Source organism: Burkholderia sp. KCJ3K979, from assembly GCF_016759955.1.
Taxonomy (GTDB): domain Bacteria; phylum Pseudomonadota; class Gammaproteobacteria; order Burkholderiales; family Burkholderiaceae; genus Burkholderia; species Burkholderia orbicola.
This window is the reverse complement of the sequence record NZ_JACFYV010000203.1, coordinates 1-11,953: the sequence shown is the minus strand read 5'-3', so window position 1 is coordinate 11,953 and position 11,953 is coordinate 1. Positions and strand designations below refer to the sequence as shown.

The 11,953-nt window shown below is 68.4% G+C and carries 8 protein-coding genes; 6 read left to right on the top strand and 2 right to left on the bottom strand.

The window, feature by feature from the left end; genetic code table 11:
• Positions 1–1,768 (bottom strand): sigma-54-dependent Fis family transcriptional regulator (locus H3O04_RS28880; protein WP_202588975.1); only part of this gene is annotated, 1,768 nt, incomplete at its 3' end.
• 321 nt (positions 1,769–2,089) lie between these two features.
• On the opposite strand from H3O04_RS28880, the gene H3O04_RS28875 reads away from it, so the two are divergent.
• Positions 2,090–3,106: an alpha/beta fold hydrolase gene (locus H3O04_RS28875; protein ID WP_202588974.1), complete on the top strand. Its 1,017-nt coding sequence runs from the start codon at positions 2,090–2,092 to the stop codon at positions 3,104–3,106.
• A gap of 69 nt (positions 3,107–3,175) precedes the next feature.
• On the opposite strand, the gene H3O04_RS28870 is transcribed toward H3O04_RS28875, so the two are convergent.
• Positions 3,176–5,509, bottom strand: a complete 2,334-nt coding sequence (locus H3O04_RS28870) for a TonB-dependent receptor (protein ID WP_202588973.1) — start codon at positions 5,507–5,509, stop codon at positions 3,176–3,178.
• Positions 5,510–5,940: 431 nt separating this feature from the next.
• On the opposite strand from H3O04_RS28870, the gene H3O04_RS28865 reads away from it, so the two are divergent.
• The 5 genes from H3O04_RS28865 to H3O04_RS28845 form a co-directional block, all read left to right on the top strand.
• On the top strand, positions 5,941–7,662 hold the full coding sequence (locus tag H3O04_RS28865) for a methanol/ethanol family PQQ-dependent dehydrogenase (protein ID WP_012339494.1): 1,722 nt from the start codon (positions 5,941–5,943) through the stop codon (positions 7,660–7,662).
• A gap of 79 nt (positions 7,663–7,741) precedes the next feature.
• Positions 7,742–8,938 (top strand): c-type cytochrome, encoded by a 1,197-nt coding sequence (locus H3O04_RS28860; protein WP_034175164.1) that lies wholly within the window; start codon positions 7,742–7,744, stop codon positions 8,936–8,938.
• 98 nt (positions 8,939–9,036) lie between these two features.
• On the top strand, positions 9,037–9,351 hold the full coding sequence (locus tag H3O04_RS28855) for a high-potential iron-sulfur protein (protein WP_023477493.1): 315 nt from the start codon (positions 9,037–9,039) through the stop codon (positions 9,349–9,351).
• Positions 9,335–11,221 (top strand): sigma-70 family RNA polymerase sigma factor, encoded by a 1,887-nt coding sequence (locus tag H3O04_RS28850; RefSeq protein ID WP_202588972.1) that lies wholly within the window; start codon positions 9,335–9,337, stop codon positions 11,219–11,221. Before H3O04_RS28855 ends, H3O04_RS28850 begins: the two co-directional genes overlap by 17 nt.
• A 248-nt stretch (positions 11,222–11,469) precedes the next feature.
• The coding region (locus tag H3O04_RS28845) for an acetyl-coenzyme A synthetase N-terminal domain-containing protein (RefSeq protein ID WP_202588971.1) at positions 11,470–11,953 on the top strand (484 nt) is incomplete at its 3' end.

Genomic DNA, 11,953 nt, shown 5'->3' with positions numbered 1-11,953 from the left:
CGTCGAAGAAGTCGTCGGGCAGGTGCTCGCGCCGGATTTCGCCGTCGTCGTCGACCATCGCGGCCGCCGTGCGCAGCAGGTTGCCGAGCTGGCGGAAGTTGCCCGGCCACGTGCACCGCACGAACAACTCCATCACGTCCGGCGCGACCGACAGCGGCGGCCGGTCCGGCCCCGCGAACGCTTCGCGCTGCAGCATCTTCTGCACGACGACCGCGAGATCCGTGCGGTCGCGCAACGGCGGCAGGCGCACCACGAGGCCGTTGAGCCGGTAGTAGAGATCCTCGCGGAAACGGTTCTGCGCGATCATCTCGCGCAAGTCGCGGTGCGTCGCGCAGATGATCGCGATGTCCACGGCGATCGTCTTCGTCGACCCGAGCGGGTTGACGAGGCGCTCCTGCAGCACGCGCAGCAGCCGCACCTGCAGCGGATACGGCATGTCGCCGATCTCGTCGAGGAACAGCGTGCCGCCGTTCGCCTGCAGCAGCTTGCCGATCGCCCCCTTGCGGCGCGCGCCGGTAAACGCGCCCTCCTCGTAGCCGAACAGCTCGGACTCGATCAGCGTCTCCGGAATCGACGCGCAGTTGACCGCGACGAACGGCGCGTCGCGGCGCGGCGAGTCGTTGTGGATCGCCTGCGCGAGCAGTTCCTTGCCTGTGCCGGTCTCGCCGGTGATCAGGATCGGGATGTCCTTGCCGATCACCTTGCGCACCTTCGCGATCACGCTGGCGACCTGCGCATCGCCGGTGTCGAGATAGTTGAGCCGCGACAGGCCGGCCGACGTGCCAGCCGCGGGCGCGGGCACCGCGTTCGCGCGCGCGGCCGGCGCGCCTGCGTCATGGACGTCCGTCGGCCGGCTGCCTTCGGCGAGCGTCGCGCGGCGAAAATGCACGCGCGCGCAGACCACCGCGCCGTTGCCGAGATTGAGCATCAGGTGCCGGTCGGTGCTCGCGCGCATGCGGTCGATCAGCTGGGCGCTGGTGACGTCGAACAGCGACGACAGCGTGTGCGCGCGCAGCGCGGCGAGCGGCATGCCGAGCTGGAACTGCGCGCTGCGATTGGCCGACAGGAAGCGGCCATCGGCGGTGAACGCGACGATCCCCTCCATCAGCGTGCCGAGAAATTCGGGGCGGCCATGGAACGACACCTGCAGCGTTTCCTGAAAGGTCGTCGTAAACAGGTGATTCTCGATCATCTGCACCGACATCTTCGCGAGCGCCATCGTGTGCTGGTGATAGCTGCGGTGGTCGCCCGTCACGTCGAGCACGCCGATCGCGTCGCCGTACGGATCGAGGATCGGCACGCTCGAACAGGTCAGGAAGCGGTTCGCGGCCAGGAAGTGCTGGTCGCCGTGGACGACCATCGGGCACAGCTCGGCCAGCGCCGTGCCGATCGCGTTGGTGCCTTGCCGGTTCTCCGCCCAGTTCGCGCCCGGGCGCAGCGCGACCTTCTCCGCGCGGCGCAGGAAATCGTCGTCGCCGATCGAATGCAGGATCAGCCCTTCCGCATCGGTCAGCACGATCATGCTTTGCGTGTTGACGATCTGCTCGTGCAGCGTCTCCATCACCGGCATCGCGTGTACGCACAGCACCCGGCTCTGCTCGCGCTTGAGCACCAGCGCCGCGTTCGACAGCACGTCGTAGTCGGGCCGCGCCGATACCTGCAGGCCGAACGTCTCCGAGCGCTCATGGGCCTTCTGGATCGACGGCGCGGGCCAGCCGGCGGGATGCGCGGCCCGTGACCCGGCCGCCTGCTCTACGTCATCGCGCATTGTCTCCTCCGGGGGATCCTTCCGGTCAACTGCCGGACTCTTTGCCGTCACTGCAAGCAAGCATCGGGCCACGCTGGCGCCACGCAACGAAACTGAAAGGACGATGTAATGAATCGACCGGCGCAGCGGCGGCGTGTCGCGTCAGGCAACGGCCTGCCTTCGTGATACCGTGATTTCCCGACGCGTGACTACCCGTGCGAATCCGGATCTTCACAGTTGGCGCGCTTCTGGCTTGCTTCTCGCTTTGTCGCAGGAGGCTGGGCAGTCGACCGTCCGGCCGCCGACGATTACCCTTCCCGATTACGCCCGAACCCTATCGACATGACGCGTCGCCCGACTCGATCCACGCAATCGCCCACGCGGCGGGCCTTGCCCGATACGCCGGCGTCACCGGCCACGCCCGTGCACCGTCGCCTGCACCGCGACGCGCAGTCGATCGCCTTCGCCGTGGCCGGCGCCGCGCAGGGCCATCCGGTCGTCGTGCTGCACGGCGGGCCAGGCAGCGGCAGCCAGGCCGGCATCCTGCGGCTGTTCGATCTCACCCGCGTGCGCGTCGTGCTCGTCGATCAGCGCGGCGCGGGTGCATCGGGGCCGCGCGGCGGCACGCGCCACAACGACACCGCGCGGCTGATCGCGGATCTGGAGGCGGTGCGCGAGCAGCTCGGCATCGCACGCTGGGGCGTCGTCGGCGGGTCGTGGGGCGCCGCGCTCGCGCTCGCGTATGCGGGCACGCATCCGGCGCGGGTGACGGGCGTCGTGCTGCGCGGCCTGTTCCTGACGTCGCCACGCGAAGTCCGCAAGCTCTTCATGACGTCCCGCACGCGTGCGCCGCGCGAATGGCGGCGCCTGCATGCAGCGGCCGGCGGCGGCCGGCCGGATCGCCTGCTGTCGCGCTGCGCTGCCGGGCTGCGCCCCGGCGCGAACACAGCCCGCCAGCGCGCGGTGGCGCTCGCGTGGCACGCATACGAAAGCGCGATCCTCGCATCAGTGCGAACGCGCCGCTCGCCCGCCCGCACGATCCGCTCGAACCGGACCATCGGCCGTCTGATCGACAAATACCGGGTCCAGGCGCACTACCTGCAGCACGACTGCTGGCTCGGCGAGCGCCGCGTGCTCGCGCTCGCGCGACGGGCCGCCCAGGCCCGCGTGCCGCTGTTCGCCGCGCACGGGATGCACGATCCTGTTTGCCCGGTCGGCAACGTCGACCGCCTCGCGCGGGCCGTGCCCGAAGCGGAAATCGAACGCGTGCAGGCCGGGCATCTGGCAAGCGACCCGGCATTGGCGCGCAGCGTCGCACGCGCCGTCAATGCGATGTTCGCGACGGTGCAGCTCACGTAACGGCCCCTCACTCGCTCGTGTCATGACGCGACGACACATGCAAGCGCACCACACACGGCCACGCGCCGCTCAATCCCACGCATAGCGCACGCCGACCCACGCGCCGCGCGGCGCGCCCGGCCCGACGAACTGCTCGTTGACCGGACGGGCGCCATCGAACGTATGGTTCGGCCCGTTGAAGAAATTCTGGCCGAGTGCGCCGAAGCTCGCGTAGCGCTTGTCGAGCAGGTTCGTCACGCTCGCGAACACCTCGAACCGCTTCGTGATCCGGTAACGCATGTCGAGATCGACCAGCACGTAGCCGGCAAGCCGGCCGTTCACGTCCCCGTTGTTCTCGTCGCCGCGTGCGTACACGCCGCCGCGCCAGGTCACGTTCGCGCCGATGTCCCACACGGGCGTCGCCGCGTAGTCGAGCCGCAGTTTCACCGTATGCGCGGGAATGCCGGGGATGCGGTCGCCCGGCTTGACCGTCACGTTGCCGTTCGCGTCGGCCGCCGAATTCGCCGGGCTGTGTTCGGTCCACGACGATCGGTAGGTCGCATCGACATAGCTGTACGACAGCCCGACACCGAGCGGGCCGACCCGCGTGCGGCCGACGAGCTCGATACCCTGCCGCCGCGTATCGCCGACGTTGCGGAAGTAGCCCTGCGCGCTGGCCGGGCTGCTGATGAACTGGATATCGTCGGTCAGCGTCGTGCGATAGGCGGCGGCGCTCCAGGTCGTCGCCGCGCCGATGCGGCCGCGCATGCCGGCCTCGAACGTCTTCGAGATCACCGGCTTGAGCGCCGGGTCGGCGATGAAGTCGTTCGGCAGCGAACACGGCGCGGCCGGGTCCGCGCACGCGAGCTCGATCGCGGTCGGCGAACGCATGCCTTCGTTGTACGTCGCATAAGCGGTGAAGCCCGGGACCGGGTTCCAGTTGAGCCCGACGGCCGGGTTGAAGCGCGAAAACACATGGCTGCCGTCGAGCAGCGGCTGCACGCCGCTCTCGTCGCCGATCTGCGCTTTCGACCAGTCGTAGCGGCCCGACAGCGTCAGCGTCCAGTGCGGCGTCAGCGACAGCGCATCGCTCAGGTACACACCGACGTTCGCATTGCGCGTCTTCGCGCTGGTCTGCGGAACGAAATCGCCGATGCCGATCGCCGCGCGCGCATCGGTAAACGATGCGTGCTGCGACGACGCGACGTAGCTCGAATTCGCGACATCGGCCGAGACGCCCGCGGCCAGCCGGTTCGCCATCCCGCCGAGCTTGCCGAGCAGCGTGAGCTGCACGCTGCCGCCGTAGCTGTCGGTGACGATCGTCGATTGCGCGTTGCTGCCCTGCACTGTGTCGACCGTGCCGTCGTCCTCGTCCACCGATCCGTAATCCGTATTGTTGTTGCTGCTCGTGTTGGTGTTGCGCAGGTGCCGGTAGTACGCGTTGCCGCTCAGCTCGACGTGTTCGCCGAAAAATCGCTCGCCCGACAGCGTCAGGTAGCCGGCGCTGTTGCGGTTCCGGTCCGGATACGTATACGCCTGCTTCCGGTTGTCGAGGAACGAGCGCGGGATCGTCTGGGTGCCGGACAGCGTGTTGTCCGCGCCGCCCGCGGCAATCGACAGCGTCGTGTCCGCATCGGTGTAGCGCAGCTTGCCGAACGCCTGCCGCACGCGGCTCGCGTCATGGTCGGCCCAGCCGCCGTCGTTCGCGACGTTCGCGGTCGCGTAGTAGTCGAGGTTCGAGCCGATCGTGCCGCCCTGCTCGACGCTGGCGGTCTTGCGGCCCCATGAGCCGCCCGACACCTCCGCTTCGCCGCCCGGGTTCGACCTGCCGTTCTTCGTCGTGATCGCGAGCGCACCGCCGAGCGTGTTGAGCCCGTAAACCGGGTTGGAGCCCGGAATCAGCTGCACGCGGTCGATCGCCTGCGTGGGCAGGATGTCCCAGTTCACGACGTCGCCGAACGGCTCGTTCACGCGCACGCCGTCGACGAACACCGACAACCCCTGCGGCGTGCCGAGCAGCGGCGACGCGGTGAAGCCGCGATAGTTGACGTCCGCCTGATACGGATTGCCCTGCGCGTCCGAGATCGTCACGCTCGGCAGGTTCGCCGCGAAGAAATCGGTGAGCGTCGCGCGGTGCTGCGCGTCGAGCTCCGCCGCCCGCACGCTCTGCACGTTCGCCGGCACCTTCGACAGCGGCGTGCCGATCCCGGGCAGCGGCGTCGTGCCGACGACGACCACCGCGGGCAGCACGACGGCCGGCTCGGCCGGCGCGATCGCGCCGCCGTCGGGCTGCTGCTGCGCGCGCACGCTGCCGGGCGGCAGGCCGAACAGCGCCAACGTGCCAACGGTCACGCCAACGCATCGCGCACGCCGGCCACGCCGCATCGCGCCGTACCATCCGGCGGCCTTTGGTCTCCTGATCATTCCGTTGTCTCCGCACTTGTATTCCGCCGGGCCGTGCGATGCACCGCGCGGCGACGGGTTGTCGCGAAGCCGGCGTGCGAGAACCGTGCCAGCGCCGCGAGCACGAGCAGCGCGCGCCGCGCCGCACATCGTTTCGGAATGGCATGCGTGCGACCGGCTCGCCGCTGTCCCGCGGACTGCGCCACCTGTCATGTTTGGCAACACTTCGCGCGCGCCGGTGTACCTGAATGCAACACCTGCGTCGACGTCATGACGCGCAACGTCGCTCGACGCATCACCTGCGATGCGTCCGCGTGCCGCGCCGCACCGGCTTCCGGCCGCGATGGCATGCGACTTGCGTAACGGGCAGTGCACTCGGCCCGGAAACCCCAACCGTGCCGGCGCGACGCAACGTTCGCGGCGGTGCGACCACAATGACCCAGGAGACAACCATGAAGAAACTCTCGGCTTCAGCGAGCCGGCTGGCGACGATCGGCATCGCGGTGGCGGCCGCCGTCGCGCTGAACCCCGGCCTCGTCGAAGCGGCCGCGGATTACCCGGCCGTGACCTACCAGCGCCTGACCGATGCACACGGCGACCCGGGCTGGCTGACCTACTACCGCACCTACGACGGCCGCTCGCATTCGCCGCTCAAGCAGATCGACACGTCGAACGCGAAGGATCTCAAGCAGGTGTGGGCGTACAAGTTCCCCGCCGATCTGAAGCAGGGCTTCGAGGCCACGCCGATCGTCAACGGCAACTACCTGTTCGTGACGACGCCGAAGGACAACGTCTACGCGTTCGATGCGAAGACCGGCAAGCAGCTGTGGAAATACGAGCCGAAGCTCGGCGCGGCCTCGTTCAAGACCGCGTGCTGCGACGTCGTCAACCGCGGCGTCGCGCTGTACGGCAAGAACGTCTACATCGCGATGCTGAACGGCGAAATCGCGGCGCTCGACGCGCAGACCGGCACGCTCGTGTGGAAGAAGCAGATGTTCGAGCCGGGCCTCGGCTACGCGTTCTCGCTCGCGCCGCTCGCGATCGACGGCGCGATCGTCGTCGGCACGTCCGGCGGCGAATACGGCATTCGCGGCTACATCGCCGCGCTAAATCCGGAGGACGGCTCGCAGGTCTGGAAACGCTACACGATCCCCGCCGCCGGCGAAAAGGGCGCGGAAACCTGGCCCGACGGCATGCAGAGTCATGGCGGCGGCGCCGCGTGGCTCACCGGCACCTACGACGCTGCATCGCGCACGCTGTACTGGGGGGTCGGCAACCCCGGCCCATGGCTCGCCGCGCTGCGCCCCGGCGACAACCTGTATTCCGACTCGCTGCTCGCGCTCGATGCGAAGAGCGGCAACCTGAAGTGGCACTACCAGTACACGAACAACGACACGTGGGACTACGACGGCGTGAACGCGGCCGTCCTCGCGGACATCAAGTACAAGGGCAAGGACTACGACGCGATCATCCATGCCGACCGCAACGGCTTCTTCCACGCGATCGACCGCACGACCGGCAAGCTGATCTACGCGACGCCGTTCGTGAAGGCGTTGTCGGTCACCGGCTATACGGAGGACGGCAAGCCGATCCAGGACGCATCGAAGTTCCCGAAGGCCGGCACGACGATCGAAACGTGCCCGAGCTTCCTCGGCGGCAAGAACTGGTGGTCGATCTCGTACGACCAGGAACGCAACATCGCCGTCGTGCCGGCGCTGCATGCGTGCATGAGCCTGACCGGCAAGTCGGTCAGCTACATGGAAGGCCTGCCGTATCTCGGCGAAGGCTTCGAGATCAAGCCCGAACCGGGCAGCGAAGGCTACGGCGAACTGACGGCCATCGACGTGAACACCGGCAAGAAGCTGTGGAGCCACTGGTCGAAGAAGCCGTGGAACGGCGGCGTCGCGACCACCGCGAGCGGCCTCGCGTTCAGCGGCTCGCTCGACGGCCACCTGTACGCGTTCGATACGGCGACCGGCAAGGTGCTGTGGGAAAGCCCGCAACTGGCGAGCGGCATCATCTCGCAGCCGTCGGTGTACGAGGTCGACGGCAAGGAGTATGTCGCGGTGCTCGCCGGCTACGGCGGCGCGAACCCGATCTGGGGCGGCCCGATGGCCGACATCGCGAAGGACGTTCCGCGCGGCGGCACGCTCTACGTGTTCGCGCTCAACTGACCCGGCGCCACGCCCGAGTCGCGCCCGCATGCGCCCGATGCGGGCGCGACTCCCCACCCGCTTCAACCGGACACCGACCATGAATACTCGCCTCACTTCCGTTACCGTCGCCAGTCTGCTCGCCGTGGGCGTGGCGCTGACACCGGCAACCGCATCGGCCGGCGTGCGCGTCTGCACGCTGCCCGGCAGCCCCACCACGGCACTCGACCGCGCCGTCGCGCGCGAAGTGTTCCGCACCGCGGGCATCGCCGCGACCTTCAACACACGCGGTGTCGACGACAACGGCGACGACGACGGCATCTCCGCCAGCGAGCTGACGAAATCGCTCGAACGCGACTGCGACGTGATCGCCGGCTTCCCGCGCTCCGCGATCGCCGATGCGTCGGGATCGAAGATGACGTTCTCGCAAGGCTATCTGCGCTCCGGCTACGTCAGCGTGTCGCTGCGCGATGCGCCCGCGCCGTCCGGCGCGAAGGAAACGATCGCGGCCACCTACGGTAGCCCGTCGCAACTGATCGCCGCGCAGCAGACGAACGCCCGCTTCGACCTCGAAAACACGAGCGAGAAAACGATCGGCGCGCTCGCCGCGGGCCGTGCGCAGCGCGCGATCGTCTGGTATCCGAGCGTCGTCGCGTACGAGCGTGCGCACCCGAAACAACGGTTCCAGGTGGCGGCGACGTCGTCGCCGTACTCCGACTGGCAACTGTCGTTCGCGTTCGGACCGGGCAAGGACGCGCTGCAACAGCGCATCGACGCCACGCTGTCGCAACTGAGCGGCAACGGCCGCCTCGCATCGCTCACGCGCGGCTGGACGCTGCCCGATGGCATCGCGCAAGCCGCCGCCACGCGCGTGCCCGGCCGGTTTCTCGACGGCGCGATCGCGTCCGCGCAACGGCCCGGCTTCATCAAGGTGTCGACGAGCGAAGGCAGCGGCGTGCCGTCGTTCGACCAGGCCCAGGTGCAGCACGGCAAGAAGCTCTACGGCGATGCATGCGCGAAATGCCACGGCGACCAGCTCGAGGGCAATACCGCGCCCGCGCTGAGCGGGGAATCGTTCGCGCCCGAAGGCAAGTCGCACATCACGGTCGGCGGCATCTTCCTGTACATGTCGAGCAACATGCCGGCCGATCGCCCCGGCAAGATGACCGCACAGGAATACGAGGATCTGATGGCGTTCCTGCTTTATTCGAACGGCTACGACGCGTCGAAGAGCAAGCTGACCGCCGAGATCGCCAACGCGTCGAAGGCGCCGCTGATCGCCGGGCCGCGCAAGTAACCGCTTCACCCTCTTTCGTTCCGATCGACCGCCGTACCGGGCAGCTTGCCCGGCGCGCGGGCCGGGCTTTTTCCGTTCATTTCATTCAGGACCGCATCATGATCTCGCGTCATCGCAGAACCTTCTTCGTGCAGGCCGCCGGCCTGTGCGCCGCGCTCGCGGCCGGCACGCGCGCATTCGCCGCCGCACCGCCCGTCGACGAAAACGACGCGGCGGCGAAGACGCTCGGCTACCGCGCCAAGGCGACGACCGTCGACGCCGGCAAGTTCCCGAAGTACCAGGCCGGCCAGACGTGTGCGAACTGCCGCTTCTACAAGGCCGCCGCGGGCGAATCCTCCGGGACGTGCCCGATGTTCGCGGGCAAGACGGTTGCCGCGGAAGGCTGGTGCAACGTCTATGCCAAGCTCGCTTGACGCCGGGCCCGCACGCGAACGCGACGGCGCGCCGTCGCCGTGTCGCGGTGCCCACGCCGACCGCGCCGCGCATCTGCATGCGCTGATCGCGCTGGGCATCGATCGCGGCTACGTGACACACGGTGAAATCGCCGATGCGCTGCCCGACGACGCGACCGACGGCGCGGATGTGGACACCGCCGCGTCGATGCTGCGCGAGCTCGGCATCGACGTGCGCGAGCATACCGGCGCGCACACCGCATGGACGCTCGACCGTCATTTCGCGCAAGTGACGGAAGTCGCGTCGCCGCTCGCCGACGCATCGACGCCGCTCGCGGCCGACGATCTGCTCGCGGGCCGGACCAACGATCCGATCCGGCTCTATCTGCGGGAAATGAGCGCGACGCCGCTGCTCGGACGCGACGAAGAGATCGCGCTCGCGCTGCGTCTGGAAAGCGGCCGCGCGGCGTGCATCGACGCGTTGAGCCGCGATCCGGCGGCACTCGCCGCCGTCGCGGCGATCGCGGACGACATTCGTGCCGGCAAGGTGGCGGCGTCGGTTTACGTGACGGGGTTCGCCGGCGATGCCGAATCGCCTGCAAGTGCGCCGGCGACGTTGCCCGACGATCCGGCCACCGAATCACCGGCGCCCAACGACGACGCCGATCTTTCTCTCGACAGCCCGGCGTGGCGCGATACGGTCGTCGACGCGCTCGAACGTGTCGGTGCGCTGGCGCCCGCGATGCAGCGTGCATTGCATGCCGACGGTTTCGCGTCGGCCGCTTACCGGACACTGCTGCGCGAGGCTACGGCGTCGACCGACCGCATCCGCTTCACCTCGCGCGCGATCGAACGGATCGGGCAAGCGAACGGCGAGCGTGCGACTCGGGCGCGCACGTTCGAAAAACGACTCGTCGATACGCTGGCCACCGCGGGCATACGTGTCGAATCCGCGCACCACGACCTCTTCACGCCGTGCGACGACGTACGCGCATGGCTACACGCCTGCCGCGCCGCGCACCCTGACTGCGCCGCCGCGCTCGCCCGCCACGCGCCGGCACTGATCGACGCACGCGGCGCGCTCGCTCGCCTCGCCGGCCAGTCTGCGCTGCCGCTCGACATCGCGATCGCGCTCGATGCGCGGCTCTCGCGTATCGAGCGGGCGATGCAACCCGCGAGAACGAAGCTGTTCCAGAGCAATCTGCGGCTCGTGGTGTCGGTCGCCAAACGCTATGCCGATCGCGGCTTGCCATTCTCCGATCTGATCCAGGAAGGCAATATCGGCCTGATGAAGGCCGTCGATCGTTACGATCACCGGCGCGGCTTCAAATTCTCGACGTATGCGACGTGGTGGATCCGGCAGGCGATCACGCATGCGCTCGCCGATCTGGGTCGCACGATACGCGTGCCCGCGCATACGGTCGATACGCTGAACAAACTGTCGCGGCTCGCGCGACTCCACCGGCAACGCACCGGCGACGTCGCCGACGCGCGGGCGCTCTCCACGCAGATGCGGCTGCCGGTCGACAAGGTGCGCGAGCTGATGAGCATCGTGCGCGAGCCGATCTCCGCCGACCTGCCCGTTTCGCCCGATCACGACCTCACGTTGTGCGACGTCACGATCGACCCCGACGCGCCGACGCCGGAAGAAGCCGCGAGCGCCGGTCAGTTGCGTGCGGCGGTTGCCGAGCTGATCGACAGTCTCCCGGTACGCGAGGCGTGGATTCTTCGCCTGAGGTACGGCATCGATGTCGACAACGAATATTCGCTGCGCGAGATCGGCCGGCAACTGAACCTGTCGGCCGAGCGCGTGCGTCAGCTCGAGGTCTCGGCACTCGAACGCATCCGGCAATTCAGGCACGCACCGGCGCTTCGCTCTCTGCTCGCCTGATGCGGCGGTGCCGGGCGACCACCTGCCGGCTCGCCCCAACTGCTCAGGACTGCAACACGACCTGCTGCATTTCTGAACGCCACACGGCATCGCGCGACCGTCCGCGATACAGCGCGACCAATCAGGTCGAGCACTACACGCCCAGCCGTCGCGACTTTCGCCGCCGGCGCATACCAGTCGCGCAACTGGCATGCATGTTGCGTTTTCCCGAGCGCCGTCATGAATCACATGAACGCATGGAGACACGCTTGTCCAAGATCGAATCGGTTCTTCACGAAACCCGTCAGTTCGCGCCGCCCGCGGCGCTCGAGAAGACGGCGACCATTTCCGGCATGCCGGCCTATCGCGCGCTCGTCGCCGAGGCCGAGCAGGATTACGAAGGCTTCTGGGCGCGTCTCGCGCGCGAAGGCCTCACGTGGCACAAGCCGTTCACCAAGGTGCTCGACGAGCGCAACGCGCCGTTCTACACATGGTTCGACGACGGCGAGCTGAACGCGTCGTACAACTGCCTCGACCGCCACGTCGAAGCCGGCAACGGCGAGCGCGTCGCGGTGATCTTCGAGGCCGACGACGGCACCGTCACCCGTGTCACCTATGCGGACCTGCTCGCACGCGTGTCGCGCTTCGCCAATGCGCTGAAGAAACGCGGCATCGGCAAGGGCGATCGCGTCGTCATCTACATTCCGATGTCGATCGAAGGCATCGTCGCGATGCAGGCCTGCGCGCGCATCG